Genomic DNA, 25,365 nt, shown 5'->3' with positions numbered 1-25,365 from the left:
GCGTTGCCCCCCGCGCAATCGGCGCGGTGGCATGGCTGAATATTGGGGTCCGTGCAGTGCAGGCCTTGCTCTTACAAGGCTGGCGCCTCAAAGCATCGAGCTGCCAGATGCATTGATCGCCTATCGGTTGTGCGCTGATGATGGCAGTGTGGCGCCGGGCCAAGTCAGTGGCATTGCTGCACCGCTCGGACCAGGGCGGCCAATACACCAGTGTCCATCTGCAGCAACTGCTGCGCGAGCAGGGCTGGCGAGGTCTGGGACAATGCGGCGGTGGAGAGGCTCTTCAGTTCAATGAAGACTGGGCGCATCGCCATGACGGTGTACTGCAGGGGAGCACGCCCGGGCCGATGTGTTTGGCTGTATCGATTGGCCCTGCTGCTGGATGCGCTGGCATTCGGCGCTGGGCTACGCCGGTTCCGCGCATTGCTTCCGCGTTGACGCTTTTGCGTGCTCTCGAAGTGGCGTCGCTCAGTTCACCGTAATGTGGTTGGTCTTCACCACCTGCTCCCAGCGCGCCCGCTCGGCGGCGACAAAGCTGGAGAACTGCGCCGCATTGCTGCCCACGGGCGTGAGGCCGAGCTTTTCCAGGCCGCTCCTGGTGGCGGGCAGCGCCAGGGCTTTTTGCACCAGATCCTGCAGCCGCGCGACCACGGCGGGCGGCGTGCCTGCCGGCACGAAGAAGCCGTTCCATTCCTCGACCTCGAAGTCCTTGATGCCCGATTCGCGCACCGTGGGCACCTGGGGCAGCTCGGGCATGCGCTCGCGCGAGGTCACCGCCAGGGCCTTGAGCTTGCCGGCCTTGACGTAGGAGAGGCTCGATGCCGCGTTGGCGAAATACACGTCCACCTGGCCGCCCATCACGTCGACGATGGCTGGCGCGCCGCCCTTGTAGGGCACGTGGACGGCGTCGATTCCGGCGCCGATCTTCAGCAGCTCGCCCGCCATCTGCGCGAGGCTGCCGGGCCCGTACGAGGCATAGGTGTGCTTGCCGGGCTGGGCCTGGGCGGCGCGCACGAAGTCCGACAGGTTGTTGTAGGGCGAGGCCGGCGCGGCCACCAGGATGTTGGGCACGCGGATGGCCTGCGACACCGGGATGAAGTCCTTCGCCGGGTCGTAGGGCAGCTTGCGCAGCGCCGGGTTGATGGCGAACGACGATGCGTCGTACAGCACGGTGTAGCCGTCGGGCTTGGCGCGCGCCACATAGGTCGCGCCGATGGAGCCGCTGGCGCCGGCCCGGTTGTCGATGACCACGCTCTGGCCGGCCACCTGGCCCAGGCCCTGGGCGATGATGCGGGCGGCGTTGTCCGCGCCGCCGCCGGCGGAAAAGGGCACCACCACGGTGATGGTCTGCTCGGGGTAGCCGGCGGCATGTGCGCCGCCTTGGGCGAGTGCCAGGGCCGATGCGGCCAGTGCCAGGCAAACTTGCTTCATCTCGAATCTCCTTGTGTTAGTCAGATGGATCTCATTCAAAGCCATAGAGCCGCGCCGCGTTGTCCACCAGCACCCGCTGGCGCGTGGCGGCATCGGGCACCCAGCGCTGCAGCAGGGCCAGCAGCATCGCGGTGTCGGGCGGCTGGGCCGTCTCGGTGACGTGCGGCCAGTCGCTGCCCCAGACCAGGCGCTCGGGCGCCTCGTGCACCCAGGCCTGGGCCAGGGCATCGACATCGGCATAGCCGGCGGCCGGCCCGGCGCTGCCGTTGAGGTAGGGGCCCGACAGCTTGACCCAGGCGCGGCCCCGCTGCAAGAGGGTGCGCACCAGGTCGAAGGCGGGGTGGCGCAGGCCTTCGTGCGCAGGCAGGCGCGCCATGTGGTCGAAGACGATGGCGCAGGGCAGGCGCAGCAGCAGCTCGCGCTGGGCCGCGATCTGGTCGGCGCGCCAGTGCAGCTGCACATGCCAGCCCAGCGCGGCCACGCGGCGGGCCAGTGGCTCCAGCATGTCCAGGCTCACCATGGCGTCGCGCCCGGTGTAGAGCGAGAAGCGAATGCCGCGGATGCCGCCTTCGTGCAGCGTGCGCAGCTGGGCGTCATCCACGTCGGGCCGCAGCACCGCGATGCCGCGCGTGTGCCGTGGCCCCAGCGTGCGGATGGCATCGAGCGTGACGCGGTTGTCGGTGCCGTGCGCGCGCGGCTGCACGATCACCGCGCGCTGCAGCCCCAGGCGCTGGCGCAGCGCCTGGTAGTCGGCGGCGGTGGCATTGGCCCGCATGGCGTGCGGCGCCTCGGCGGCAAAGCGCGGGTCGAACACGTGCAGGTGCGCGTCGCAGGCGCCGGCTGGCAGCGCGGGCGATGCCAGCGTCATGTGCCGGCCTTCTTCAGCGCCGCCGTGTGCTGGCCCAGCGTGGGCGCGGCAAACGGCGTGGGGCCGGGCGTGCGGCTGAAGTCCACCGGGCCGGCAAAACCGCGGTAGCTGCCGAGCGTGGGGTGTTCGAAGCGCTCGATCAGGCCTTCGGCCTGTACCTGCGGGTGCTCGAACATGTCCTCGACCGCGCGGGCCGCGGCGCAGGGCACTTCCTCGCCGAACCAGGCCTCCCATTCGAGCGCGGTGCGCGTGGCCAGCGCCTGGCGCAGCAGCGGCACCAGCTCGGCATGGTGCCGGGCGCGCTTGCGTACGCTGTCGTAGCGCTCGTTGGCGGCCAGCTCGGGCAGGCCCGCCAGGCGGCACAGCGCGGCCCAGAAATGCTGGGTATTGGCCGACAGGTACAGGTATCCGTGCTTGGTGGGGTGGATGCCGGTGATGCCGCCCGAGCGCATGTCGCGGCCCACCTCGCGCGGCTCGCCCTCGGCCCACACCAGGCGGGCCGACTGCATGGTGAGTGCGGCGCGCAGCAGCGACACGCCCACGTGCTGGCCGAGGCCGCTTTGCTCGCGCTCGTACAGGGCCGAGGCCACGCCGCTGGCGACCAGCGCGGCGGCATAGTAGTCGACCACCGAGCCGTAGAGTATCTCGGGCGGGCCGCCGGCCTTGCCCTGCATGGCGCACATGCCGGTCAGGGTCTGCAGCACCTGGTCGTAGCCGGCCTTGGCCTTGAGCGGGCCCTGGTGGCCGTAGCCGGTCACGCTGCAGTAGATCAGGCGCGGCTGCAGCGCGGCCAGCTGCTCGAAGCCTATGCCCAGGCGCTCGGGCACGCCGGGGCGAAAGTTGTGCACCAGCACGTCGGCCTCGCGCACCAGGCGCATCAGCGCGGCATGGTCGGCCTCGTCCTTGAGGTCGAGCACCATGCCCCATTTGCTGCGGTTCACGCCGACGAAGGCGCGGCTCTCGGCCTCCAGCGTCGAGGGGTACTTGCGCAGGTTGTCGCCCGCCGGCGGCTCGATCTTGATGACCTCGGCCCCCTGGTCGGCCAGCAGCGAGCAGCCGTAGGGGCCGGCGATGTAGGCGCTGAGGTCGAGCACGCGCACGCCGCTGAGCGGGCCGCGCGGGCCCTGGCGCTGCAAGCTTGCCTGGTTCATGTTGGTCGTCGAATGGGTCATCAGTCTGCCACGATATCGCGCTCTTTGGCCAGCGCCTGCCAGCGCTTCACATCCTGCTGGATGGTTTGGGCGAACTGCGCCGGCGTGACGGGCGTGGCGATCGCGCCTTCGCGCAGGAAGCTGGCCTTGATCCCGGGCTTGGCCAGTACCTGGTTCACCGCCTGGTTGAGCTGCTCGACGATGGGCGGCGGCGTGCCGGCGGGCGCGAGCAGCCCCCACCACAGGTCGAACTCGTAGCCCGGCACGGCGGTGGCCATGGGCGTGAGCTCGGGCGCGATGGGGCTGGGCGCGAGGCTGGTGATGCCGATGGCGCGCAGCTTGCCGCCGCGCACCATGGGCAGGATGGAGGGGCCGCTGGAGATCATCATCTGCACCTGGTTGCCGATCACATCGGTCACCGCCGGGCCCTGGCCCTTGTAGGGCACGTGGGTGATGTCGAAACCAGGCACCATGGAGCGCAGCAGCTCGGTGGCGAAGTGGTTCACGCTGCCGGTGCCCGAGGTGGCGTAGTTGTACTGGCCAGGGTGGGCCTTGATCTCGCGCAGCAGCTCGGCGGGCGTTCTGGCCGGAAAGTCGTTGTTCACCGCCACCACGAACGGGCCCTTGGCGAACATGGCCACCGGCGCGAAGCTCTTGACCGGATCGAACGGCAGCTTGGCCTGCACCGCGGCGTTGGTGGTCATGCTCGACGAGACCGCCACCACGGTGTAGCCGTCGGGCGCGGCCTTGGCCACGTAGGCGGTGCCGGTGTTGCCGCTGGCGCCGGGCCGGTTGTCCACCACGACGGGCTGCTTGAGCAGCTCGCCCAGCTCCTTGGCCACCTGGCGCGCGAACACGTCGTTGGAGCCGCCGGGCGGGTAGGGCACGACCATGGTGATGGGCTTGCTGGGATAGGGGGCGTCGGCATGGGCGGGAGCCGAGAGCGCTGCGAATGCGGCAAGTGCGGTGGCTGCGATGGCGAAATGGCGGCGCGATGGCGTCATGGCTTGTCTCCGGGAATGTGTAGGGGCGAGGAATCAGCCAGCCAGCAGCCCGGCGGCACGGGCGCTGGCCACGATGGCCTGGGCGCGCAGCACGAAGGGCCGGTCCACCATCTTGCCGTCGACCACGTAGGCGCCGACGGCGGCGTCGCTGGCGGCATCGGCGGCCTGCAGCACGCGCTGCGCATGGGCGATCTCGGCCCCGGTGGGCTGGTAGACGCTGTTGGCCAGTGCGATCTGGCTGGGGTGGATGCAGCTCTTGCCGATGAAGCCCAGGCGGCGCGACAGCCCGGCCTCGGCGCGAAAGCCCTCGGTGTCGCGGATGTCGGCAAAGGCGCCGTCGTAGGCGAACACGCCGGCTTCGGCGGCCGCCATGCGCACGGCGAACAAGGCCTGCTGCAAGGCGCTGTCCTCGCGGCGGTGCACGCCATGGGGCTCGAACAGGTCGCCCAGGCCGAGCTGCAGGCCGGCCACCGAAGGGTGGGCGCAGGCCAGCGCGGCGGCAGTGCGCAGCGCCTTGGGGGTTTCGATGTTGAGCAGCAGGCGTGGCGGCTGTTGCACGCCATTGGCGTGGGCCGCTTCGGCGACCAGGGCGGCGGCCTCCACCACGGCCTCGGGGCTGTCGGGCTTGGGCAGGTTGACGAGGTGCAGGCCGGGCCGCACCACCGCGGCAATGTCGGCGGCGAAGTGCGGCGTGTCCATGGCGTTCACGCGCACGATCAGGGTTTTGGCATGGCCCTGGGCTGCGCTGCCGTGCTGCAAGCCGAGCAGGAAGTCGTGCAACAGGGCGCGGGCCTCGCCCTTGCGCGGCTCGGCCACCGCGTCTTCCAGGTCGAACGACAGCGCGTCGGCCGCGCTGGCCAGGGCCTTGGCGAACAGCTCGGGGCGTGAGGCGGGAACGAACAATTTGCTTCTCATCCAGCGATTGTGGGCAGCAAATACGAAAGAAAAACACAGCTAATATTCGTTCAAACAATAGAAAAACTATGGAAACAGCCTATCTGACGAGCTTTTTGCTGGTGGTGGAGACCGGCTCCATGGCCGAGGCGGCGCGGCGGCTGAACATCAGCGCCGCGGCGGTGGCGCAGCAGATGCAGAGCCTGGAGCGCGAGTTCGGCGCACCGTTGCTGGCGCGCGCCGGCCGCACGGTGCAGCCCACGCCGGCAGGCCACCGCCTGGCGCACAGCGCGCCGGCGCTGCTGCGCGAGCTGGCCAATGCCCGGACCCAGGTGAACGCGGCCGGCGCGGCGGGCGAGCTGCAGGTCGGCACCATCAATACCGCGCTGCACAGCCTGCTGCCGGACATCCTGTCGGGCTTTGTTGCGCGTTGCCCGGATGCCAAGGTGTTCCTCGAGTCGGGCACCACGCGCCAGCTCTACCACGCGGTGCAGCAGGGCCGGCTCGATGCGGCCGTGTGCCTGTACCCGCCGTTCGCGCTGGCCAAGACCTTCGACTGGGCGCTGCTGCGCGAAGAGCCGCTGGTGCTGCTGGCGCCGCGCCGTCTGGCGCACCTGCCGCCCCACGAGCTGCTGCGCCGCCAGCCGCTGATCCGCTACGACCGCCAGCTGGGCGGCGGCCAGATGGTCGAGCGCTACCTGCGCGCGGCGCAGATCACCCCGCGCGAGCGCTTCGAGCTCAGCTCGCTGGTGGCCATTGCGATGATGGTGGAAAAGGGCCTGGGCGTGGCCCTGGTGCCCGATACCGCGCTGGCCTGGCCCGACGGCCAGGGTGTGGTGCGCCTGGCGCTGCCCGCGGTGCAGGCCGAGGTGCGGCGCTTTGGCGTGATCTGGCTGCGTGCATCGGCGCGGCTGCCGCTGATTCACCACCTGGTGGACTGCGCCCGCGCGGTGGTGGCCGAGCGCGGCGGGCCGCAGGCGCCGCGCCGGTAAACCCGCCGAAATGCAGGGGCAGGACGCCAGCCGCCATGCGGTGCAGGCATGATGGCGGGCATGTGCAAACGATGGGAGAAGCGATGGCGAGTGCAGGCCTATTGATGCTGCTGGACGATATTGCGGCGCTGCTGGACGACGTGGCCCTGATGACCAAGACCGCGGCGGGCAAGAGTACCGCGATCCTGGACGACGTGGCCAGCCAGACCAAGGTGGCGGTGCAAAAGACCGCCGGCGTGCTGGGCGACGACCTGGCGCTCAATGCCGAGCAGGTCACCGGCGTGAAGGCCAACCGCGAGCTGCCGGTGGTCTGGGCCGTGGCCAAGGGCTCGCTGCTGAACAAGGCGATCCTGGTGCCGGCGGCCCTGCTCATCAGCGCCTTCGCGCCCTGGCTGATCACGCCGCTGCTCATGCTGGGCGGCGCCTTCCTGTGCTTCGAGGGGGTGGAGAAGATCCTTGAGCTGTTCCACAAGCATGGCCGGCATGGTGCGCGGGAGGCGGTGGCCGATGCCGGCGAGGCCGCGCACCAGGGCGTGGCGCCGTCGTCGGTGCGCGCCGCGCGCGAAATGAAGATGGACCCGGTGGAGTACGAGCGGCTGAAGGTCAAGGGCGCGGTGCGCACCGACTTCATCCTGTCGGCCGAGATCATGGCGATCGCGCTGGGCACGGTGGCGGCCAAGCCGCTGTGGGAGCAGTTCGTGGTGCTGGTCGCGGTGGCGGTGGCCATCACCGTCTTCGTCTACGGGCTGGTGGCCTGCATCGTGCGCATGGACGACGTGGGCGCCTGGCTGATGCGCAAGGGCAGCAGCGCTGCGCAGGCGCTGGGCCGCGGCCTGATCGCCGCCACGCCGTGGTTGATGCGCGGCCTGTCCGTCGTGGGCACGGCGGCCATGTTCATGGTGGGCGGCAGCCTGCTGGTGCATGGCATGGGGCCGGTCGAGCATTGGGTGCAGCACAGCCTGGTGCCAAGGGGCGGCGTGGCGGCGCTGGCGGGCCCGGTGCTGGTGCACGTGGCGGTGGGCGCCGCCATCGGCGGCATCGTGGTGCTGGGCGTGGAGCTGTGGCGCAAGCTGCGGCCGGCCGGCGGCGCTCAGAACCTGTAGGCCGCGGCCACGCGCAGCTCGCGCTCGAAGCCCAGCGCGCAGAACTGCGCGCCGCCCCGGAAGGTGTTGCACTGCGTGCGGTACTGCTTGCCGGTGAGGTTGCTGAGGTTGACCGACAGGCGCCACGGGCCGCTACTGTAGGCTGCCATGGCATCCCACAGCGTGTAGGCATCGTTCATGGGGGTCTTGATGCCGTCCATCGGCAGCTCGCCCGGCGTGGCGCTGATGTGGCGCATGCCCAGGCCGAGCTCCAGCGCGCCGCGCTGGTACTTGCCCCACAGCGATGCGGCGTGGCGCGGCGTGGCGCCGGGGCGGGCGCCGATCTCGATGGCGTTGTTGCTGCGCGTGACCTGCGAGTCCAGGTAGGTGTAGGCGGCAATCGCCGAGAAGCCGCGGCCGATCTCGCCCTGCGCCTGCAACTCCAGCCCGCGGTTGCGCACTTCGCCGGTCTGCACATCAAAGCGCGGGTTGATGGTCGATGGCGTGCGCACGTTGCGCTTGCGCAGCTCGAACACCGCGGCGCTGAGCATGTAGCCGGCCTCGGGCGGTGCGTAGCGCAGGCCGGCCTCGAACTGGCGCGCGGTCTCGGGTTCGTAGGGGCGGCCGTTGGCGTCGGTGGCAGTGACCGTGGTCAGCGGCGGCTGGAAGGAGTTGTTGAACGACACATAGGGTGCCAGGCCATTGGAGGCGAGGTAGATCAGGCCCAGCCGCCCGGTTGTGGCGCTGTCGGTGCGGCGTACGGTGGTGGTGACAAAGGGCGCGGCTGTGGTGCCACGGGCATCGTAGTCGGTGTCTATGCGCGCGCTGTCGCGGCGCAGGCCGGCGCTGAGTACCCAGCGCTCGCCGAACTTGATCTGGTCCTGCAGGTACAAACCTATCTGGCGGGTATGGGCCAGCGCGCGGTCGCTCAGGAAGTTGTCGCTCCAGTTGGGGGCGATGTAGTCCGGATTGACCAGGTCCAGCGGCGCAACCGCGCCGTTGAGCGAGTGGATGCGCCAGTCGAGCCTGGAGCGGTAGTAGTCGACGCCCACGGCCCAGTGGTGGGAGACGGCGCCGCTGTGGTGGCGGCCTTCGAGCTGTGTGTCCATGACCCAGGTCTGCTCGGCATCGGGCCGCACCATGGCCAGCCGCGCCATGCCGAGGCGGTCGGGCGTGAGGCCGCGGTTGCGCATTTCGCGCCGGTCGTTGCGGCCATCCAGGTAGCGCAGGTTGTTGCGCAGCGTGAACTGCTCGTTCAGGTGGTGCTCCAGCAGCCAGCCCAGGCTGGCGTTGCGCTTGTCGTGGCCAGAGCCGGGTCCGCTGACGTTGATGTCCCTGGCCGACCAGCTGGCGGGCGTCTGGCGGTAGTAGGGAATGACGAAGCCGGTCTCATCTTCCTGGAACTGCGCCAGCAGCGTGAGGCTGGTGCGCTCGCCCTGCAGCGTCAAGGAGGGCGCGATGTAGCTGCGGTCGGCGCGCAGGCCGCTCCACTGCGTGCCCGATTCGCGCTTGAGCACGGTGAGCCGCGCCAGAGCCGTGCCTTGCTCGTTGAGGGCGCCGCCAATGTCGGCGCTGAGCTGGCGTCGGCCGTGGCTGCCAAACTCCAGGCCCACCTCGCGCTGCATGCCGGCGCGCGGGCGCTTGGTGACGGCATTGATCAGGCCGCCGGGCGCTGACTGGCCGTAGAGCACCGAGGCCGGGCCGTGCACGATTTCGAGGCGCTCCAGCCCGTATGGCTCCAGGTTGGTCATGAAACCGTTGTGGATCATGCGCATGCCATCGCGGTACAAGCCCGTGCCGGTGAGGTAGAAGCCGCGCACGGCCACGTCGTCGTCGGTGATGCCATAGTCCATGGGGCGCACACCGGCGCTGTAGCGCACGGCCTCGGCCACGCTGGAGATCGCCTGGTCGCGGATCTGCGCCTCGCCGATGATGCTGACCTGCTGGGGCGTCTCCAGCAGGGGGACGTCCATCTTCATCGCCGAGCCGCTGCGCCGGGCGGCATAGCCGGCAGTGGCGCCCCATGCGCTTTCGCGCTCGGCATTGGCGGTGACGGTGACGCCGGGCAGCTGGTGCTCGGACGCGCGGCTGCCTTGCGCCGTGTGCACGGCCCAGGCGCCATCGGCCGTGCGCGTGGCCTGCAGTCCATGGGGCGCGAGCAGGGCGGACAGTCCTTCTTGCGGGGTGCGCATGCCGCTCAGCGCTGGCGCCTGGCGGTCCCGGACCAGGGCCGGGTCGAATGACAGCGTAATACCGGCCTGCCGCGCGAAGGCGTGCAGCGCGTCTTCCAGGCTGGAGGCCGGCAGCGCGATGCGGCTGCGCCTGGCCTCCTGCGCCGGCGCCTGGCCCTGCGCCAGGGCCAGGCCGGGCGCGGCCGGCGAGATCAGCAGGCCCAGCAGCAGGGCCCGTGCGGCCAGGGCCGCGGGGCGGGCGGATGGTGGTGGATGGGCGAGGCGGCGGGCGCGCAAAGAGATGGGCATGGAAGCAGTCCTTGAAAACGGCAAGCAGGGAAAACGATGTCCTTGCCGCTATGCCGAACGGGCCGCGCAAAACCCGTAATCACTGCGAAGAATTTGTCGCGAAGAAATTTTTCGGATCAGGCCTTGACCAGGCGTATGGCGGCGGTGCCGGTGTCTTGGCCGTTGGCCTTGCTGGCTGCACCGCGTTGCACACGCACGGGCAGCGTGCGGGCGATCGCAGCCAGCGCGCGCCCTGCAGGGTCGGGCCCGTCGAGCTGGAAGACGCCCGAAACGCGCAGCGCCGCCACGTCGTCCGCGCATTCCACCACGATGCCGGCCTGGCGCGACAGCTCGGCCGCGAAGGCATCGAGCCGCATGCGCCGAGCGACCAGCACGCCATCAGTCCAGGCGTCGGGCACGGCACCCTCGTCGCCCTGGCGCTCGGGCATGGTCTGCGGGCCGCGCAGCAGGTAGGTTTCGCCGGGCCCGGCAATCACCACGCCGCCACCGGCTTGCGCGTGGATGGCCACGCGGCCTTCGCTGACGTACAGGCGCGTGCTGCCGTCTTCGTGGCGCACGCCGAAGCGAGTGCCCAGAGCTTCGAAGCGCGCCAGCGGCGCCTCGACCCACAGTGGGCGCCGGCCTGCGGGTGAATCCGGGTCGGCGCCGGTGTCGATGAAGACCTCACCCCTGGTGAGCCGCACCACGCGGCGCAGCAGGCTGAAATCGACCTGCGCCTCGGTGCCGGGGGCCAGGTGCAGCAGGCTGCCGTCCACCAGCCGGGTGCTGCGCCGCTGGCCCGCGGCGGTGGCCAGTGCCAGTTGCTCGCGCGGCGGCATCCAGCGCCAGGCCAGGGTGCCCAGCAGGGCGGCAGCTGCGCCCAGCCCCAGCAGCCGCTGCAAGGCCTTGCGCCTGCCCGGTGCCTGCCTGGGGCCGACGTCGAGCAGGGCTTCTTGCGCCAGCTGCGCCTGGCCGGCTGGCAGCCTGAACTGGGTCTCTACGGCCTGCACCTGCTGCCAGGCCTGCTCATGGGCGGCATGGCTTTGGCGCCAGGCCTTGCAGGCGGCGTGTTCCGCATCGCTAGCCGTGCCCGAGGCCAGCCGCACGGCCCAGCCTATGGCCTGCTCCAGCGCCTGGTCTGATGGCAGCCCCGCTGCGGCGGCCTTCATGCCGCCAGTTCGCGGCGCAGCGCGAGGCAGTGGCGCATGGCCGTGGCCATGTATTTCTCGACCGAACTCAGGCTCACGCCCAGCTGCTGCGCGATCTCGGGGTAGCTCAGGCCTTCGAGGCGCGACAGCAGGAAGGCGCTGCGCGCCTTGGCCGGCAGGCCCGCGAGCAGTGCGTCCATGCGCAGCAGGGCTTCGACCAGCAGATGGCGCTCCTGCGCCGAGGGCGCCAGCGCCTGGGGCAGGCTGGCGATGGCGTCGAGGCAGGCGCGCTCCAGCGCGGCGCGGCGCACATGGTCCACCGCCAGGCCATGGGCGATGGTGCTGAGCCAGGCGCGCGGCTCGCGCACGCCATGCAGCGCCTGGGGCCTGCCGAGCACGCGCACGAAGGTGTCTTGCGCCAGGTCGGCCGCATCGCAGGGGTTGCCCAGCCGACGCCTGAGCCAGCCCACCAGCCAGCTGTGGTGGTCGCTGTAGAGCAGGGCGATGTCGGGAGATGGTGGCACAGGCGCGGCGGCCATGGCATGCTTTCGGTAAATTTATGAATGAAAATAATTCTCAATTCTAGGTGATTGCCGCCACGGACGTCATCTTTGTAGACAAGATAGACAGCGTGCAACCCATCCGGGCGTATTCGATGATTGGAGGTCGCGCCCCGGCTTATGCCGTGGCCACGGGCAAGGCGCTGCTGGCGGCGCAGCCGATGAGCTACCTGGTGTGGCACGCATGAAGGAGATGGCCCCGCGCGTCATCCAGATCGCGGCGGATCTTTCAAAGGCTCTCGGGTACACACGGGGGTATTTCGGAGAGTCCGTCTGATCGACGGCTTCCATAAAAGAGGCCCAATAAAGCAAGGTCGGAACGTTGGAGATTGCTGGCAGGCATGTTGCATGCAGCCCACGCGATCGAGCCATATGCGTCCAGTCATGAGCCGGTTTGAGTTAGCGCAAGCTGGGAAATGCCCTGCCCTGTTGCAATACAGCTACGGGATTTGCCCCGGGCTACTCCAAGACTCTCCACCATGAAAAGAACTATGCTGGCCGTTGCTGCTGTTTGTGCCTTGTCGTCGGGGGCCGCCTTTGCGCAGCAGGCCGAAGGCCCCTGGATGCTGCGCGTGCGCGCCGTGCACCTCGACAGCGCCAACAAGGACAGCACGGGGCTGGATCTGTCGATCAACGACAAATGGATTCCCGAGGTCGATGTCTCGTACTTCTTCACGCCCAACTTCGCGGCCGAGCTGGTGCTGACCTATCCGCAAAAGCACGACCTGCGCGCGGGCGGCGCCAAGATCGGCTCGCTCAAGCACCTGCCGCCCACGCTGCTGGCGCAGTACCACTTCACCGGGCTGGGCAATTTCAAGCCCTATGTGGGCGCGGGCATCAACTACACGCGTTTTTCCGATGTGAACCTGCCCGCGGGCGTGGGCATCGACCGCAACAGCTGGGGCGGCGCGCTGCAGATCGGCATGGACTACCAGCTGTCGAAGAACCTGTACCTGAATTTCGATGTGAAGAAGGTCACCATCAAGACCGATGTCAGCGCCGCGGGCAGCAAGATCGGCAGCTTCAAGGTTGATCCGGTGCTGGTGGGCGTGGGCCTGGGCTGGCGCTTCTAGGCAGGCCCCGATACGGGCTGCTGTCCTACTCGCAGGCGCGGCCGGCTTGCATAGGCTGGAGTTTTGCTGGCGTCGAGGAGGGCCTGCCATGCTCCGCTCCATTGATGAAGCCGCCATGCCTGCTGCGCAGGCCGGTCTTGCGCCCGAAGCGGCGCCGGCCCTGCATGCCGCCCAGGCCGAACTGCAGCGCGGCCTGCTGCAGCCGCAGGCACGCATTTCGCCCAAGTACCTGTACGACGCGCGCGGCTGCGCGCTGTTCGAGCAGATCACCCGCCTGCCCGAGTACTACCCCACGCGCACCGAGGCGGCCATCCTGGCCGACGCCGGGCCTGCGATGGCGCAGGCGCTGCGCGGCTGCGAGGTACTGATCGAGCTGGGAGCCGGCAATTGCGAGAAGGTGCGCGGGCTGTGCCGCAGCCTGCGGCCGCGCTGTTTCGTGGGCGTGGACATTGCCGGCGACTTCCTGCGCCAGGCGGTGCGCCGGCTGGCGGCCGAGTTTCCAGGGCTGGACGCGCGCGCTCTCGAGGCCGACATCACCGGCCCGCTGCAGCTGCCGCCCGATCTGCCGCGCAGCGGGCGGTTGCTGTTCTACCCGGGCTCGTCCATCGGCAATTTCGACCCGGCCGATGCGCTGGCCATGCTGCGCCGCATGCATGGGCTGCTGGGGCCGGATGGCGGGCTGCTGATCGGCATCGACCTGCCCAAGCCGCTGCGCTGGCTGGAGCCTGCCTACGACGATGCCCAGGGCGTGACCGCGCGCTTCAACCTCAATGTGCTCAGCCATGTGAACCGCCTGCTCGGCAGCGATTTCGACGAGGTCGACTGGGCCCACCATGCGTTCTTCAACAGCGGGCATTCGCGCATCGAGATGCACCTGCGCGCGCGCCGGCCGCTGGCGGTGGCCTGGCCCGGCGGCGAGCGGCGCTTCGAGGCCGGCGAGACCATCCATACCGAGAACAGCTACAAGTACCCGCTGCCGCGCTTCCAGGCGCTGCTGGCCGAGGCCGGCTTTGGCGCCTGCCAGGCCTGGAGCGACGAGCGGCAGTGGTTTGCCATGGTGCATGCCCATGCCTGAGCTGCAGCAGCGCTTCGATGCGCTGCGCCAGCGCACGCTGCAGCTGGCTGCGCCGCTGTCGGCCGAGGACGCCTGCGTGCAGTCCATGCCCGATGCCAGCCCCGCCAAATGGCATCTGGCGCATACCACCTGGTTCTTCGAGACCTTTGTGCTGGGGCAGGAGCTGCCGTTCGACCCGGATTTCCGGGTGCTGTTCAATTCGTACTACCAGCAGGTGGGCGAGCGCCACCCGCGCGCGCAGCGCGGGCTGCTCACGCGGCCGTCGCTGGCGCGGGTGCGCGACTATCGCGCCGCGGTCGATGGGCGCATGCACGCGCTGCTGGCGCGCGGGCTGCCGCCGCCGCTGGCCGCGCTGGTGGAGCTGGGCCTGCAGCACGAGCAGCAGCACCAGGAGCTGCTGCTCACCGATATCAAGCACCTGCTGTCCTGCCATCCGCTGTGGCCGGCCTACCTGCCGCCGGAGACGACAGCGGCCGAGTCCGCGCAGCCCGCTGGCCTGGCGTGGCTGCCGGTGCAGCGGGGGCTGCAGGAGATCGGCCATGCGGGAGACGGTTTTGCCTTCGACAACGAGCGGCCCCGGCATCAGGTGTTTCTTGCCGGTTGCGAGATCGCAAGCCGGCCGGTGAGCAACGCGGAGTTCCTGCGCTTCGTCGAAGCCGGCGGCTATGCCCAGCCGCAGTGGTGGCTGGCCGAGGGCTGGGACTGGTGCTGCGCGCAGCGGCTCGCACACCCCTGGTACTGGCGGCACACCGCGGCCGGCTGGCAGGAGTTCAGCCTGCATGGCGCGCTGGCGCTGGATGGCCGCCGCCCGGTGGCCCATGTGTCGTACTACGAGGCCGATGCCTATGCGCGCTGGGCCGGTGCCCGGCTGCCGAGCGAGGCGGAATGGGAGGTTGCCTGGGCAATGGCGATGGAGCGGCAGCCCGCGCGGGAGGCGCTGCATCCGGCAGTAGCCAGCGATGGCGCGGACCCGGGCCTGGGCCAGGTCTGGGAGTGGACCCAGTCGTCCTATGCGCCTTACCCCGGCTTTCGCATCGCCGACGGCGCGGTGGGCGAGTACAACGGCAAGTTCATGGTCAACCAGTATGTGCTGCGCGGCGGCTCGTGCCTGACGCCGCCCGGCCATGCGCGGGCCAGCTACCGCAACTTCTTTCCAGCAGCGGCGCGCTGGCAGATGACGGGCTTGCGCCTGGCGCGTGATCTGTAGAAAACCATAGCTGCCAGCGCTTGCTGTATATGGTTTTCAATGTAAAAATATTTGGAAACTGTTGACTGGAAAGCGCTTGCAGCTCTTGTTTTTGTATCAATCGTTGGGCCGGAAACCGATGTCCAGCTCGGTCGGCACGCGGCCGTCGATGTCCTTGGGCAGGGTTTCGGTCTTTTGCAGCGCACGCACCACCGCGTTGTCCCAGGATGGGTTGCCGCTGGACTGGATGATGCGCGGCGTGCCGACGATGGTGCCGTCGGGCGCGGTGCGCACCCGCACCACCGCGCGCGGGTTGCCCGCGATCGCATCGGGGTAGGTGATGTTGGGCTTGACCTTGGCCGCGACCTTGCTGGCATAGCCGGCGGATGGGCCGCTGCTGCCCGAGCCGCTGCCGGCGCGGCTGCTGCCGCCCGCCGAGGCGGCGCCGGCCATGGCCTGCATGCGGGCAATCTGGGCCTTGCGGTCGGCTTCCGCGGCCTTGGCGTCTGCCGCGGCCTTGGCCTTGGCATCGGCGGCCGCCTTGGCCTTGGCGTCGGCCGCAGCCTTGGCCTTGGCATCCGCGGCTGCCTTCGCCTTGGCGTCCGCCTCGGCCTTCTTGCGCTTTTCCTGCTCGGCCTTTTCGGCTTTCTCGGCCTTCTCCTTCTCGGCCTTTTCCTGTTTTTCCTGCGCGGCCTTCTCCCTGGCGGCCTTTTCCTTTTCCGCCTTGGCTTTCTCGGCCTTGTCGGCCTTCTCCTGCTTCAGGCGTTCCTGCTTTTCGCGCTCGGCCTGCTCGGCTTTTTCGCGGCGTTCTTCCTCGCGGCGCTCGCGCTCGGCCTGTTCGCGCTGTTCGCGCAGCTTTTTCTCGCGCTCCTTCTTCTTTTGCAGCGCGATCTCGGCCTCGCGATCGTCATCGTCGTCGGGCTGCACCGCCGGCTTGGCTGCGGGCGCGGCCACCGGCTTGGGGGCGGGCGCGGGTGGAGGAGGGGGCGGCGGTGGCGGCTGGTGGGCCGGTGCTGGCGCCGGCGGGGGCACCGGGGCCGGCGGCGGCACCACGGGCGCGGCATCCTGCTGGGTGGGCGACCACAGCTCGGCCTCGACCGCGGGCTGGTCGGTGTCACGCGGGTTGCGCACGGTCCACAGCAGGGCGACGACCGCCAGCAAATGGGCCAGCAGCGCGATGGCCCAGGACTTGAACCTGGACTTCGGCGCCGGCGGGGCGAACTGGTCGCGTTCTTGGCGAGGGGACATGCGTTTCTCTACCGGCTACTTGGAGCTGCTGCCCGCCGCCACGTTCAGCGCCACCCGCTTGACGTTGGCGCTTTGCAGCGCGCCCATGGCCTCCATCACCTTCTGGTAGCTCAGGTCCTTGTCGGCCACGATCAGCACCGCGCTGTCCTCGGCGCCCAGGCCGTCCTGCCAGGACTTGGCCTGCCGGCCGAGCTCCTGCAGCGTGATGGGCTGCTCGACGCTGCCCATCTTGAGGCTGAGGCTGCCGTCCTTCTTGATCAGCACATGGGCCACATGCTTGGTGGGCGGGCGCTCGCTCTTGCCGGCCTTGGGCACGTTGATGGCGCCCGGCGTGAGCATGGGCGCGGTCACCATGAAGATGATGAGCAGCACCAGCATCACGTCGATGAAGGGCACCATGTTGATTTCGTTGAAGCTGCGGCGTTTGCGGCTGCCGCGCGAGCCCACTGCTGGCATGTCGGGGCTCCTCAGTGCACCGGGTGGGCGCCCAGATTGCGCTGCACGATGTTGGAGAACTCCTCGATGAAGGTCTCCTGCTGGCTGGCGATGCGGTCGATGCCGCTGGCGAAGCGGTTGTAGGCGGTCACCGCGGGGATGGCGGCGAACAGGCCCATCGCGGTGGCCACCAGCGCTTCGGCGATGCCGGGTGCCACGGTGGCGAGCGTGATCTGCTCCATGTTGGCGAAGCCGGTGAAGGCGTGCATCACGCCCCAGACGGTGCCGAACAGGCCCACGTAGGGCGCGACCGAGCCGATGGTGCCCAGCAGCGACAGGCCGCTCTCGATCTCGTCCAACTCGCGCTGGAAGCTCGCGCGCATGGCGCGGCGCGTGCCGTCGAGCAGGGTGTCGGGGCTGGTGATGTGGCGCTCGCGCAGTTTCTGGTATTCGCGCATGCCGCTGGCGAAGATGCGCTCCAGCGGGCCGCAGTGCTTGGCGTTGGCCGAGGCGGCGGCGTACAGCTCGTTGAGGCTGGTGCCGGACCAGAAGTCCTGCTCGAATTCCTCGTTCTTGGATTTCACCGACTTGAGCATGCCGACCTTGCGCAGGATGGTTGCCCAGCAGGCCACCGAGGCGGCGACCAGAATCAGCATCACGAGTTGCACGACCCAGCTGGCATGCAGCACCAGGCTGAGAATCGACATGTCTTGGGAATTCATGGGAGCTTTTCTAGCAATGACGATGGAATACGGGTTGGGCGCATCGTGTCGGCCTGAACCCAGCCGATGCGAACGGTGCCTTCGCTCAGCAGCACCGGGGTGCCGTCGGGCGAATGCTTTGATTTTAGGAGCGCTTGCTGATGTATTGTCAATGACGCCCGGCCTTTTTCTGTGAGCGCGGCGGTAACAATAAGTTCATCGTCGAGCCGCGCCGACTGCAAATACCTGATCCGCGCCTCGGTCACCACGAAGATGCCGCCGCTGTCCTCGCGCAAGGCCTGCTGCTGCACGCCCAGCGAGCGCAGCCATTCGGTGCGCGCGCGCTCGAAGAACTTGAGGTAGTTGGCATAGAAGACGATGCCGCCGGCATCGGTGTCTTCCCAGTAGATGCGAATGGGGTGGCGAAAGGCGGCGCTCATGCTCAGCCCAGCAGCCCGCGCAGGCGGTGGATGGATTCCTGCAGCTGCACCATCGAGTTGGCGGTGGAAAAGCGCACGAAGCCGGCGGTCTCGAAACTGCCGAAGTCGCGGCCCGGCGTGATCGCCAGGTGGGCCTTTTCCATCAGTGCGTAGGCGAAGTCCCAGCTGCCCTGCACGCCCAGGCGCGCGGCCGCCTGGCGGCAGTCGGCCCAGGCGTAGAAGGCGCCGTCGGGAAACACCGGCACCTCCAGGCCCAGCTGCTGCAGCGCCGGAATGAAGTAGTCGCGCCGCGCGCGGAACTCGGCGCGGCGGCGCTCATACTCGGCCATGCTCTCGGGCGCGAAGCAGGCCAGCGCCGCGAGCTGCGACACCGTGCTGGCGCAGATGAACAGGTTCTGCGCCAGGCGCTCGACCACCGGCACCAGGGCCTCGGGCAGCACCATCCAGCCCAGGCGCCAGCCGGTCATGTTGAAGTACTTGCTGAAGCTGTTGATGCTGATGATCTGCTCGTCGATGGCCAGCGCGGTCTGGCCGAAGGCCTGGTCATACGACAGGCCCAGGTAGATCTCGTCGATCAGCGTGATGCCGCCATGCGCCTTGACCTGCGCGTGGATGGCGCGCAGCTCCTGCGGCGCGATCGAGCTGCCGGTGGGGTTGGAGGGCGAGGCCAGCAAAACCCCACGCGTGCTGTCGCCCCAGGCGGCGCGCACCTTGTCGGCCGAGAGCTGGTAGCGCTCGGCGGCGGTGGTGGGCAGCAGCACCGCCCGGCCCTCGGCAGCGCTCACGAAGTGGCGGTTGCAGGGGTAGCTCGGGTCGGGCATCAGGATTTCGTCGCCCGGATCGATCAGCGCCAGGCAGGCCAGCTGCAGCGCCGCCGAGGCGCCGGCGGTGATCACGATGCGCCGCGCCGGCACCTGCACGCCGAAGCGCTCGGCATACCACTGGCTCAGCGCCTCGCGCAGCGGCGCTATGCCCAGCGCCGGCGTGTACTGCGTGGCGCCGTCGCGGATGGCCTTGGCCGCGGCCTCCTGCACCAGCGGCGGCGCGGTGAAATCCGGCTCGCCGATGTTCAGGAAGATCATCGGCTTGGCCGAGCCCGCCACCTGCGCGGACAGAGCCTGGGCCGCCTTGGCCACTTCCATCACGTAAAAGGGCTCGATGCGGTCCGCGCGTGTGGAGATTTTCATGGATTGCGTAGTCGCCGGGGCGCGCAGGGCGCCGTCAAAAAAGAAGGATGGATGTGTCAGGCGGCCGGGGCCGGGTTGGCCGGATCGCCGTCGGCCGCGCGGCGGTCGGACTGTACCTCGGCGCTGCGCAGCTGCGGCGCCAGGCCGTTGAGCACCGCGTTGACGTACTTGTAGCCGTCGGTGCCGCCGAACTCCTTGGCCAGCTCGATGCTTTCGTTGAGCACCACGCGCCAGGGCACGTCCAGGCAGTGCTGCATCTCGTAGGTGCCGATCCACATGCATACATGCTCGATGGGCGAGATCTCGGCGAGCGGGCGGTCCAGCGCCGGGGTGATCAGCGCATCCAGCTCGGTGGCCGAGGCAATGCAGCCGTGCAGCAGCGCATCGTAGTGCGCCGCATCGGCCTTGTGAAAGCCGCTCAGGTCGCGGGTGAACAGGTCGATCGCGGTGGAGTCGTTGCCGCTGAGCAGGTGCTGGTACAGCGCCTGCAGCGCGAATTCGCGCGAGCGGCTGCGGGCGGACTTGGAGGCGGCCTTGCGGGCGCCGGTGGCGGTCAGCCCCTTGCGCGGCGGGCGCGGCGGGCGGGCGGGGGAGGTGGATTCGCTCATGTAGTTGTTGTCGTTGTGCCGGTCACAGGGTTTCGAGCAGCAGGGCCATTTCCACGGCCACGGTGGCGGCGTCGCGCCCCTTGTCGCTCTGGCGCGCCACGGCCTGCTCCAGGTTCTCGGTGGTGAGGATGGCGTTGGCGATCGGGATCTGGCAGTCCAGCCCCACGCGGGTCACGCCGGCGCCGGACTCGTTGGCCACCAGCTCGAAGTGGTAGGTCTCGCCGCGGATGATGCAGCCCAGCGCGATCAGCGCGTCGTATTCGTCGGATTCGGCCATGGCCTGCAGCGCCAGCGGCACTTCGAGCGCGCCCGGCACCTGGACGAGGCGGATGTTGTCGCTGTGCACGCCCAGGGCGCGCAGCTCGGCCAGGCAGGCCTCGGCCAGCGCGTTGGTGATGCCCGCGTTGAAGCGCGCCTGCACGATGCCGATGCGCAATGCGGCGCCGTCGAGCGGGCCTGCGCTGCCTTGTTCTGCGTTTTGCATGGTTTTATTCCTTGGGAATGTAGCCGGAGATTTCCAGGCCGTAGCCGGCCATGCTGGGCATGCGCCGCGGCTGGCCCATCAGGCGCATCTTGTGCACGCCGCAGTCGCGCAGGATCTGCGCGCCGATGCCGTAGGTGCGCAGGTCCATGCGGCCGCGCTCCGGCGCCTGGGCGGCGCGGGCCTTGCCGTCGAACTGGCTGAGCAGCTGCTCGGCGCTTTCGCCGCAGTTCAGCAGCACGGCCACGCCGCGGTTTTGCTCGTGCAGGTATTGCAGGCTGGCGTCCAGGCTCCACGAGTGCATGGAGCGCGTGGACTCCAGCAGGTCCATGATGGACAGCGGCTCGTGCACGCGCACCGGCACTTCGTCGCCCGGCTGCCAGCTGCCCTTGACCAGGGCCATGTGCACCGACTGCGTCGGCCGGTCGAGGTACAGATGGGCGCTGAACTCGCCATGCGCGGTCAGCAGCGGGCGCGAGCTGACGCGCTCGACCAGCGACTCGTTGCGGCTGCGGTGCTCGATCAGGTCGGCAATCGTGCCGATCTTCAGCCCGTGCTCGGCGGCGAAGAGCTGCAGGTCGGGCAGGCGCGCCATGGTGCCGTCGTCCTTCATGATCTCGCAGATCACCGCCGATGGCGTGCAGCCGGCCATGCCCGCCAGGTCGCAGCCGGCCTCGGTGTGGCCGGCGCGGATCAGCACGCCGCCATCCACCGCCTGCAGCGGAAAGATGTGGCCGGGCTGCACCAGGTCGGTGGGTTGGGCGTTCTTGGCCACCGCGGCCTGCACGGTGCGGGCGCGGTCGGCCGCGGAGATGCCGGTGGTCACGCCCTGCGCCGCCTCGATGGAGACGGTGAAGGCGGTGCTGTACACCGTGCCGTTGCGCGCCGCCATGGGCGGCAGCTTCAGGTATTCGCAGCGCTCGCGGGTGAGCGTCAGGCAGATCAGGCCACGGCCGAACCTGGCCATGAAGTTGATCGCCTCGGGCGTGACATGGTCGGACGCGAGCACCAGGTCGCCTTCGTTCTCGCGGTCTTCTTCGTCGACTAGGATGACCATGCGGCCAGCGCGCAATTCCGCCACGATGTCTTCCACGGGGGAGATCGGGACTGGCGACAATGAGGTGTTCATGGGGTGCCTTGGTTGGGGCCAGCGGGGCCGGGCAGCGGGGGCATGCAAGGCTGTCCGGGCCGGCTTTCTGGGAAAACCCTGAATTTTAGACCATCAGCGGTGCCCCAGGCGCCGGCGCAGCTCCAGCACTTCCTCCATCAGGTCCACCGTCATCGCGGCCAGCTGCGGATCGGCGTCGAACATGTGTTCGAGCTGCGCCACGCGGCGCGCCCTCACCACCGTGGTGCAGCTGAAGCGCCACTGCCGCGGCTGCGCGCCGGCCTGGCCGGGGGCGTTGGCGTCGGGGCTGAAGATGCCTTCCGTCACGCGGGTCTGCACCCAGTCGGCATCGCGCTGGCAGGCGCGGGCCAGCGCCAGCGTGTCCATGGCCGCTTCGTCCAGCAGTTCCATCGAGGCAAGCAATGGGTTCATGTTCAAGCTCCTTGAGCCGCGTTCTGGCGCGGGTTGTAGTGGGGAAAGGCCTGGGCGAATGCCTGGTAGGCGGCCCGGCCGGCTTCGTCGCTGGCGGCCGGCGTGTGCAGCTGCAGCTCCAGGTACAGGTCGCCCGGCGTGGCGGCGGGCAGGCCCTTGCCCTTGAGGCGCACCTTGCGCCCGGGCGCCCAGCCGGCGGGGATGTTGACCTCGAACGTGCCTGCCAGCGTGGCAACCTCCAGCGCGCCGCCGAGCGCGGCCTCCCAGGGCGCAACCGGCAGCGGCTGGTACACGTCCTTGCCCTCGGCGCGCCAGCGCGGGTCACTGCGGAACTGCACCTCCAGCAGCAGGTCGCCGGCCTCGCCGCCGGCAAAGCCCGGCCCGCCCTGGCCGGCCAGGCGGATCATCTGCCCGGCGCGCACGCCCTTGGGGATCTTGACCTGCAGGTGGCGCTCCTGCACCTGCAGCTCGCCCTGGGCGTTGAGGCCCTGCACATGCAGGGTGAGCACGCGCTGTGCGCCCTGGTAGCTGTCGTGCAGGTCCAGCTCGATCGAGGCATGCTGGTCGTCGCCGCGCATCGGCGGCATGCGGCCGGTGCCTTCGCCGCGCTGGCCTCCCTGGGCCTGGCGCGAGCGCGCGGCCTGGCTGAACATCTGCGAGAAGAACTCGCTGTAGTCTGCGTCCGAGTCCATGCCGTGGCGGCTGAAGCCCGCGGCGTCCGCGCCGAAGCCCTCGTGCTGGCGAAAGCCCTGGGTGCCGGTGCGAAAGCCACGCGGCGCGCTCAGCTCGGCATCGTATTCGCTGCGCTTTTGCGGATCGGACAGGACATTGTTGGCCTCGTTGATCTCGGCCATGCGGGCCGAGGCATCCTTTTCCTTGCTGATGTCTGGATGGTATTTGCGCGCCAGCTTGCGGTAGGCCTTCTTGATGTCGTCCGCCGACGCGTTTTTCTCCACCCCCAGTATGTCGTAGTAGTTCTTGCTGTCCATGTAAGAGCTCCTGATTGGGAATCCATCGAACTTGATGCCTGCGGCGGCAACTTCAAGTCAGCATAGCGCGCATTTGACGGCGCACCCTGGCCTGACATCCATGTCATGGACAATTTGTCAGTGGGTTTCACCGCATGGCGCTGCCGGGGCCGGCCTGCTACGCTCGTGCCACACGATACTGGCGCACGAAAATAATATAGATGGGCGCCAGGCCATGAGGGTGCTACGGCTGCAGCTATAAAAATGAAAGTTTTTCGATTCGGGATACCCAGGATGAAGGCCCTGCTCGGCACGGCGCTGCTGGCGGCCTGGCCGGCGCTGGCGCAGCCGGCACCGGCTGCGCTGGACATGGCGGCCCGCGTGCAAGCCTGCACCGCCTGCCACGGCAAGCAGGGGCGCTCAACGCCCGACGGCTACTTCCCGCGCATCGCCGGCAAGCCGGCGCTGTACCTGTACAACCAGCTGCTGAACTTTCGCGACGGCCGGCGCCACTATCCGGCGATGAGCCACCTGCTGCAGTGGATGAGCGACGACTACCTGCGCGAGATCGCGCAGTATTTCTCGGCGCTGGAGCTGCCCTATCCCCCGCCGCCGCAGGTCGCTGCCACGGCGCAGGTGATCGCCCGGGGACGCGAGCTGGCGCTGCATGGCGACAGCACCCGGCGCATACCCGCCTGCGTGCAATGCCATGGCGAGCAGCTGAGCGGCAACCTCTTCGGCGTCGCCGGCCTGGTGGGGCTGCCGCGCGACTACCTCAACAGCCAGCTCGGCGCCTGGCAAAGCGGCCAGCGCCATGCGCAGGCGCCTGACTGCATGGCGCGGATTGTCGAGCGCATGGCGGCCAGCGACATCGTCGCGGTGACGGCCTGGCTCGCGTCGCAGCCCATGCCGGCCGGCGCCCGGCCGGCCGCCGAGGCGCCGCGCGGCACCATCGCCTGCGCCGGCTGGGCCGATGCGGCCAGGGAGCGGCCATGAAAGCCTGGCTGGTGAGGCTGCTTGCGGGCACGCTCGCGGTGCTGGCGTTGCTGGCGGCGGGCGTGTATTGGCTCAATGTGCGCGGCGAGGCGGATATATCCCCCCGGCCGGCTGCTGGCGCGGCGCCCTCGGCCGGGCAGCTCGCCCGCGGTGCCTACATCGCCCGGCTGGGCAACTGCATGGGCTGCCACACGGCGCAGGGCGGGCAGGCCTACGCGGGCGGGCGCGGCGTGGAAACGCCTTTTGGCACGGTGTTCGCGCCCAACATCACGCCCGATGCGCGGCATGGCATCGGCGCCTGGAGCGCGTCCGAGTTCTGGCGGGCGCTGCACCACGGGCGCTCGCGCGACGGGCGCCTGCTGTACCCGGCGTTTCCGTACCCCGACTACACCCATGTGGCGCGCGCGGATGCCGACGCGCTGTATGCCTACCTGCAGAGCCTGCCGGCGGTGGCACAGGCCAACCGGCCGCACCGGCTGCGCTTTCCCTACGGCACCCAGGCCGCGCTGGCGGTCTGGCGCGCGCTGTACTTCCGCGCTGGCGACGTAGTGGCCGCCGCGCCCGAGGTGCTGGACGAGGGTGATGATGGCCCGGCTGCCGCCGAGCAGCTGCGCGAGCGCGGCGCCTACCTGGTGCGCGGCCTGGGGCATTGCGCGGCCTGCCATACGCCGCGCAACGCGCTGGGCGGCAGCCGCAGCGGGCAGGCGCTGGCCGGCGGCATCATCGGCGGCCAGGCCTGGTATGCGCCGGCGCTGGGCGACCCCAGCGAGGCCGGCATGCAGCACTGGAAGATCGAGGACATCGCCACGCTGCTGCATGCGGGCGCCAACCAGCATGCGGGCGTTTCCGGCCCGATGGCCGAGGTGGTGTTCGGCAGCCTGCAGTACTGGAGCGCCACCGACCTGAAGGCCGCGGCCGCCTACCTGCAGGCTTTGCCTGTGGCCGAGGCGCCGCGCCCGTCGGCGCCGGAGCCGAGAAAGCAGGTCATGGAGCTGGGGCGCTCGGTCTATGCCGAGCATTGCGCCAGCTGCCACGGCGAGGCGGGCGAGGGCCGGGCGCCGGGCTTTGCGCCGCTGGCCGGCAACCGGGCGGTGCTGCTGCCGCACGCCGGCAATGTGGTGCAGATGGTGCTGCGCGGCGGCTACCTGCCGGCCACCCTGGGCAATCCGCGGCCGCTGGGCATGCCGCCCTTCCAGCAGAGCCTGAGCCTGGAGGAGGTGGCGGCGGTGGCGACCTTCATCCGCAACAGCTGGGGCAATCGGGCGGCGCCGGTGGATCTCGTGCTGGTTGACCAAATACGCGAGAACCGCTGACCCTTCGGGTTGGTGGTACAAACACGGCTTTGACGGCTTTGCACGGGGAAAAGTGATTCTTATGTCGGGGAATGTGGCGCCTTCATGGCTGGTGGTCTGCCTGTGCGCGCAGTGGTGCGATGTCTGCAAGCTGTACCAGCCGGCCTTTGAGGCGCTGGCGGCGCAGCTGCCTGGGGTGCGCTTTGCTTGGGTCGACATCGAGGACGACGAAGAGGCGCTGGGCGAGCTGGATATCGAGACCTTTCCCACGCTGCTGATCGGCCGGGGCGATGGCGCCGTCTTCCTGGGGCCGCTGCTGCCGCAGATCGGGGTGCTGCAGCGCATGGTGGAGAGCTTCACCGCGCAGGCCGCCGCCCCCTTGCCCGCGGGGCACGAGGCGCACCCCTTGCTGGCGCGGGTGCGTGCCGTGTTGGCGCAACGCTAGGGCCTGTTCACACAAATACGGGGTCGCGCAAGCCCGACAGGGCTGCCAATGCTAGGCACGCGACGCCGTGCGTGTGCTCACCCGCACAAGGAGCGCAACGA

Annotated in this window: 26 protein-coding genes and 2 pseudogenes; 10 read left to right on the top strand and 18 right to left on the bottom strand. The window is 69.4% G+C overall.

The window, feature by feature from the left end:
- Positions 1-131: 131 nt before the first annotated feature.
- A pseudogene (locus ACODRX_RS21915) lies at positions 132-409 on the top strand (IS3 family transposase); the annotation flags it as partial.
- Positions 410-468: 59 nt separating this feature from the next.
- On the opposite strand, the gene ACODRX_RS21910 reads toward ACODRX_RS21915, so the two are convergent.
- Genes ACODRX_RS21910 through ACODRX_RS21890 form a run of 5 tightly spaced genes read right to left on the bottom strand, consistent with a single transcriptional unit; the run spans position 469 to position 5,369 of the window.
- Entirely contained in the window at positions 469-1,431 is a 963-nt protein-coding gene (locus tag ACODRX_RS21910) for a tripartite tricarboxylate transporter substrate binding protein (RefSeq protein WP_488873659.1), read from the bottom strand.
- Positions 1,432-1,462: 31 nt separating this feature from the next.
- Entirely contained in the window at positions 1,463-2,299 is an 837-nt protein-coding gene (locus ACODRX_RS21905; RefSeq protein WP_488873658.1) for an amidohydrolase family protein, read from the bottom strand.
- Positions 2,296-3,450: a CoA transferase gene (locus tag ACODRX_RS21900; protein WP_488873672.1), complete on the bottom strand. Its 1,155-nt coding sequence runs from the start codon at positions 3,448-3,450 to the stop codon at positions 2,296-2,298. Before ACODRX_RS21900 ends, ACODRX_RS21905 begins: the two co-directional genes overlap by 4 nt.
- A 20-nt stretch (positions 3,451-3,470) precedes the next feature.
- Positions 3,471-4,454, bottom strand: coding sequence for a tripartite tricarboxylate transporter substrate binding protein (locus ACODRX_RS21895; protein WP_488873657.1), 984 nt, complete (start codon positions 4,452-4,454; stop codon positions 3,471-3,473).
- 33 nt (positions 4,455-4,487) lie between these two features.
- Positions 4,488-5,369, bottom strand: coding sequence for an HpcH/HpaI aldolase/citrate lyase family protein (locus ACODRX_RS21890; protein WP_488873656.1), 882 nt, complete (start codon positions 5,367-5,369; stop codon positions 4,488-4,490).
- A gap of 68 nt (positions 5,370-5,437) precedes the next feature.
- Here ACODRX_RS21890 and ACODRX_RS21885 point away from each other — a divergent pair, with 68 nt between their 5' ends.
- Both ACODRX_RS21885 and ACODRX_RS21880 read left to right on the top strand, forming a co-directional pair.
- Complete coding sequence (locus ACODRX_RS21885; protein ID WP_488873655.1) at positions 5,438-6,340, top strand: LysR family transcriptional regulator; 903 nt, start codon at positions 5,438-5,440, stop codon at positions 6,338-6,340.
- Between the two features lie 83 nt (positions 6,341-6,423).
- Positions 6,424-7,443: a DUF808 domain-containing protein gene (locus tag ACODRX_RS21880; RefSeq protein ID WP_488873654.1), complete on the top strand. Its 1,020-nt coding sequence runs from the start codon at positions 6,424-6,426 to the stop codon at positions 7,441-7,443.
- Here the strand turns inward: ACODRX_RS21880 and ACODRX_RS21875 are convergent.
- The 3 genes from ACODRX_RS21875 to ACODRX_RS21865 all read right to left on the bottom strand — a co-directional run bounded on the left by ACODRX_RS21875 (position 7,431) and on the right by ACODRX_RS21865 (position 11,568).
- Positions 7,431-9,902 carry a TonB-dependent siderophore receptor gene (locus ACODRX_RS21875; RefSeq protein ID WP_488873653.1) on the bottom strand — a complete coding sequence of 824 codons (2,472 nt, stop codon included), beginning with the start codon at positions 9,900-9,902 and terminating at the stop codon, positions 7,431-7,433. The genes ACODRX_RS21880 and ACODRX_RS21875 overlap by 13 nt on opposite strands.
- A gap of 116 nt (positions 9,903-10,018) precedes the next feature.
- Positions 10,019-11,050, bottom strand: a complete 1,032-nt coding sequence (locus ACODRX_RS21870; protein ID WP_488873652.1) for a FecR family protein — start codon at positions 11,048-11,050, stop codon at positions 10,019-10,021.
- Positions 11,047-11,568, bottom strand: coding sequence for a sigma-70 family RNA polymerase sigma factor (locus ACODRX_RS21865; RefSeq protein ID WP_488873651.1), 522 nt, complete (start codon positions 11,566-11,568; stop codon positions 11,047-11,049). Before ACODRX_RS21865 ends, ACODRX_RS21870 begins: the two co-directional genes overlap by 4 nt.
- A 47-nt stretch (positions 11,569-11,615) precedes the next feature.
- Between ACODRX_RS21865 and ACODRX_RS21860 the strand changes: the two are divergent.
- From ACODRX_RS21860 to egtB, 4 genes and pseudogenes are all read left to right on the top strand, one after another.
- Positions 11,616-11,762 (top strand): annotated as a pseudogene (locus ACODRX_RS21860) (IclR family transcriptional regulator domain-containing protein); the annotation flags it as partial.
- A gap of 306 nt (positions 11,763-12,068) precedes the next feature.
- On the top strand, positions 12,069-12,662 hold the full coding sequence (locus ACODRX_RS21855) for an OmpW/AlkL family protein (protein ID WP_488873650.1): 594 nt from the start codon (positions 12,069-12,071) through the stop codon (positions 12,660-12,662).
- Positions 12,663-12,750: 88 nt separating this feature from the next.
- Positions 12,751-13,737 (top strand): L-histidine N(alpha)-methyltransferase, encoded by a 987-nt coding sequence (gene egtD, locus ACODRX_RS21850; protein WP_488873649.1) that lies wholly within the window; start codon positions 12,751-12,753, stop codon positions 13,735-13,737.
- The gene (gene egtB, locus ACODRX_RS21845; RefSeq protein ID WP_488873648.1) at positions 13,724-14,944 is read left to right on the top strand and encodes an ergothioneine biosynthesis protein EgtB; all 1,221 of its coding nucleotides are present in this window, start codon (positions 13,724-13,726) and stop codon (positions 14,942-14,944) included. The genes egtD and egtB overlap by 14 nt, the downstream gene beginning before the upstream one ends.
- A 96-nt stretch (positions 14,945-15,040) precedes the next feature.
- Here egtB and tolA read toward each other — a convergent pair whose 3' ends face one another.
- The 10 genes from tolA to ACODRX_RS21795 form a co-directional block, all read right to left on the bottom strand.
- On the bottom strand, positions 15,041-16,171 hold the full coding sequence (gene tolA, locus ACODRX_RS21840; RefSeq protein WP_488873647.1) for a cell envelope integrity protein TolA: 1,131 nt from the start codon (positions 16,169-16,171) through the stop codon (positions 15,041-15,043).
- A 15-nt stretch (positions 16,172-16,186) separates the two neighbouring features.
- Positions 16,187-16,627, bottom strand: coding sequence for a biopolymer transporter ExbD (locus ACODRX_RS21835; RefSeq protein ID WP_488873646.1), 441 nt, complete (start codon positions 16,625-16,627; stop codon positions 16,187-16,189).
- 11 nt (positions 16,628-16,638) lie between these two features.
- The gene (gene tolQ / locus ACODRX_RS21830; RefSeq protein WP_488873645.1) at positions 16,639-17,328 is read right to left on the bottom strand and encodes a protein TolQ; all 690 of its coding nucleotides are present in this window, start codon (positions 17,326-17,328) and stop codon (positions 16,639-16,641) included.
- Positions 17,325-17,747, bottom strand: a complete 423-nt coding sequence (gene ybgC / locus ACODRX_RS21825) for a tol-pal system-associated acyl-CoA thioesterase (RefSeq protein ID WP_488873644.1) — start codon at positions 17,745-17,747, stop codon at positions 17,325-17,327. Before ybgC ends, tolQ begins: the two co-directional genes overlap by 4 nt.
- Positions 17,748-17,749: 2 nt before the next feature.
- Complete coding sequence (locus ACODRX_RS21820; RefSeq protein WP_488873643.1) at positions 17,750-18,934, bottom strand: pyridoxal phosphate-dependent aminotransferase; 1,185 nt, start codon at positions 18,932-18,934, stop codon at positions 17,750-17,752.
- Between the two features lie 56 nt (positions 18,935-18,990).
- Positions 18,991-19,542, bottom strand: a complete 552-nt coding sequence (nusB, locus tag ACODRX_RS21815; protein WP_488873642.1) for a transcription antitermination factor NusB — start codon at positions 19,540-19,542, stop codon at positions 18,991-18,993.
- 22 nt (positions 19,543-19,564) lie between these two features.
- A complete protein-coding gene (ribH, locus tag ACODRX_RS21810) occupies positions 19,565-20,026 on the bottom strand; it encodes a 6,7-dimethyl-8-ribityllumazine synthase (protein ID WP_488873641.1) in 462 nt (153 codons plus the stop codon).
- A 4-nt stretch (positions 20,027-20,030) separates the two neighbouring features.
- Positions 20,031-21,152, bottom strand: a complete 1,122-nt coding sequence (gene ribBA, locus ACODRX_RS21805) for a bifunctional 3,4-dihydroxy-2-butanone-4-phosphate synthase/GTP cyclohydrolase II (protein WP_488873640.1) — start codon at positions 21,150-21,152, stop codon at positions 20,031-20,033.
- Positions 21,153-21,245: 93 nt separating this feature from the next.
- Positions 21,246-21,563 (bottom strand): chaperone modulator CbpM, encoded by a 318-nt coding sequence (locus ACODRX_RS21800; protein ID WP_488873639.1) that lies wholly within the window; start codon positions 21,561-21,563, stop codon positions 21,246-21,248.
- A 2-nt stretch (positions 21,564-21,565) separates the two neighbouring features.
- A complete protein-coding gene (locus ACODRX_RS21795; protein WP_488873638.1) occupies positions 21,566-22,552 on the bottom strand; it encodes a DnaJ C-terminal domain-containing protein in 987 nt (328 codons plus the stop codon).
- A 273-nt stretch (positions 22,553-22,825) separates the two neighbouring features.
- Here ACODRX_RS21795 and ACODRX_RS21790 point away from each other — a divergent pair, with 273 nt between their 5' ends.
- From ACODRX_RS21790 to ACODRX_RS21780, 3 genes are all read left to right on the top strand, one after another.
- Complete coding sequence (locus tag ACODRX_RS21790) at positions 22,826-23,527, top strand: c-type cytochrome (RefSeq protein WP_488873637.1); 702 nt, start codon at positions 22,826-22,828, stop codon at positions 23,525-23,527.
- Positions 23,524-24,840, top strand: coding sequence for a c-type cytochrome (locus ACODRX_RS21785; RefSeq protein ID WP_488873636.1), 1,317 nt, complete (start codon positions 23,524-23,526; stop codon positions 24,838-24,840). Before ACODRX_RS21790 ends, ACODRX_RS21785 begins: the two co-directional genes overlap by 4 nt.
- A gap of 61 nt (positions 24,841-24,901) precedes the next feature.
- Positions 24,902-25,264, top strand: coding sequence for a thioredoxin family protein (locus ACODRX_RS21780; RefSeq protein ID WP_488873635.1), 363 nt, complete (start codon positions 24,902-24,904; stop codon positions 25,262-25,264).
- Positions 25,265-25,365: the final 101 nt, after the last annotated feature.

It is taken from the genome of Comamonas sp. FG99, from assembly GCF_057808605.1.
Note: the sequence above shows the minus strand (reverse complement) of the source record. Positions and strands in the feature narration are given on the sequence as shown.

Bases quoted from the DNA above. Each gene is read 5' to 3' on its own strand.
- ACODRX_RS21910 (WP_488873659.1), bottom strand. From the start codon at position 1,431: ATGAAGCAAGTTTGCCTGGCACTGGCCGCATCGGCCCTGGCACTCGCC.
- ACODRX_RS21905 (WP_488873658.1), bottom strand. From the start codon at position 2,299: ATGACGCTGGCATCGCCCGCGCTGCCAGCCGGCGCCTGCGACGCGCAC.
- ACODRX_RS21900 (WP_488873672.1), bottom strand. From the start codon at position 3,450: ATGAACCAGGCAAGCTTGCAGCGCCAGGGCCCGCGCGGCCCGCTCAGC.
- ACODRX_RS21895 (WP_488873657.1), bottom strand. From the start codon at position 4,454: ATGACGCCATCGCGCCGCCATTTCGCCATCGCAGCCACCGCACTTGCC.
- ACODRX_RS21890 (WP_488873656.1), bottom strand. From the start codon at position 5,369: ATGAGAAGCAAATTGTTCGTTCCCGCCTCACGCCCCGAGCTGTTCGCC.
- ACODRX_RS21885 (WP_488873655.1), top strand. From the start codon at position 5,438: ATGGAAACAGCCTATCTGACGAGCTTTTTGCTGGTGGTGGAGACCGGC.
- ACODRX_RS21880 (WP_488873654.1), top strand. From the start codon at position 6,424: ATGGCGAGTGCAGGCCTATTGATGCTGCTGGACGATATTGCGGCGCTG.
- ACODRX_RS21875 (WP_488873653.1), bottom strand. From the start codon at position 9,902: ATGCCCATCTCTTTGCGCGCCCGCCGCCTCGCCCATCCACCACCATCC.
- ACODRX_RS21870 (WP_488873652.1), bottom strand. From the start codon at position 11,050: ATGAAGGCCGCCGCAGCGGGGCTGCCATCAGACCAGGCGCTGGAGCAG.
- ACODRX_RS21865 (WP_488873651.1), bottom strand. From the start codon at position 11,568: ATGGCCGCCGCGCCTGTGCCACCATCTCCCGACATCGCCCTGCTCTAC.
- ACODRX_RS21855 (WP_488873650.1), top strand. From the start codon at position 12,069: ATGAAAAGAACTATGCTGGCCGTTGCTGCTGTTTGTGCCTTGTCGTCG.
- egtD (WP_488873649.1), top strand. From the start codon at position 12,751: ATGCTCCGCTCCATTGATGAAGCCGCCATGCCTGCTGCGCAGGCCGGT.
- egtB (WP_488873648.1), top strand. From the start codon at position 13,724: ATGCCCATGCCTGAGCTGCAGCAGCGCTTCGATGCGCTGCGCCAGCGC.
- tolA (WP_488873647.1), bottom strand. From the start codon at position 16,171: ATGTCCCCTCGCCAAGAACGCGACCAGTTCGCCCCGCCGGCGCCGAAG.
- ACODRX_RS21835 (WP_488873646.1), bottom strand. From the start codon at position 16,627: ATGCCAGCAGTGGGCTCGCGCGGCAGCCGCAAACGCCGCAGCTTCAAC.
- tolQ (WP_488873645.1), bottom strand. From the start codon at position 17,328: ATGAATTCCCAAGACATGTCGATTCTCAGCCTGGTGCTGCATGCCAGC.
- ybgC (WP_488873644.1), bottom strand. From the start codon at position 17,747: ATGAGCGCCGCCTTTCGCCACCCCATTCGCATCTACTGGGAAGACACC.
- ACODRX_RS21820 (WP_488873643.1), bottom strand. From the start codon at position 18,934: ATGAAAATCTCCACACGCGCGGACCGCATCGAGCCCTTTTACGTGATG.
- nusB (WP_488873642.1), bottom strand. From the start codon at position 19,542: ATGAGCGAATCCACCTCCCCCGCCCGCCCGCCGCGCCCGCCGCGCAAG.
- ribH (WP_488873641.1), bottom strand. From the start codon at position 20,026: ATGCAAAACGCAGAACAAGGCAGCGCAGGCCCGCTCGACGGCGCCGCA.
- ribBA (WP_488873640.1), bottom strand. From the start codon at position 21,152: ATGAACACCTCATTGTCGCCAGTCCCGATCTCCCCCGTGGAAGACATC.
- ACODRX_RS21800 (WP_488873639.1), bottom strand. From the start codon at position 21,563: ATGAACCCATTGCTTGCCTCGATGGAACTGCTGGACGAAGCGGCCATG.
- ACODRX_RS21795 (WP_488873638.1), bottom strand. From the start codon at position 22,552: ATGGACAGCAAGAACTACTACGACATACTGGGGGTGGAGAAAAACGCG.
- ACODRX_RS21790 (WP_488873637.1), top strand. From the start codon at position 22,826: ATGAAGGCCCTGCTCGGCACGGCGCTGCTGGCGGCCTGGCCGGCGCTG.
- ACODRX_RS21785 (WP_488873636.1), top strand. From the start codon at position 23,524: ATGAAAGCCTGGCTGGTGAGGCTGCTTGCGGGCACGCTCGCGGTGCTG.
- ACODRX_RS21780 (WP_488873635.1), top strand. From the start codon at position 24,902: ATGTCGGGGAATGTGGCGCCTTCATGGCTGGTGGTCTGCCTGTGCGCG.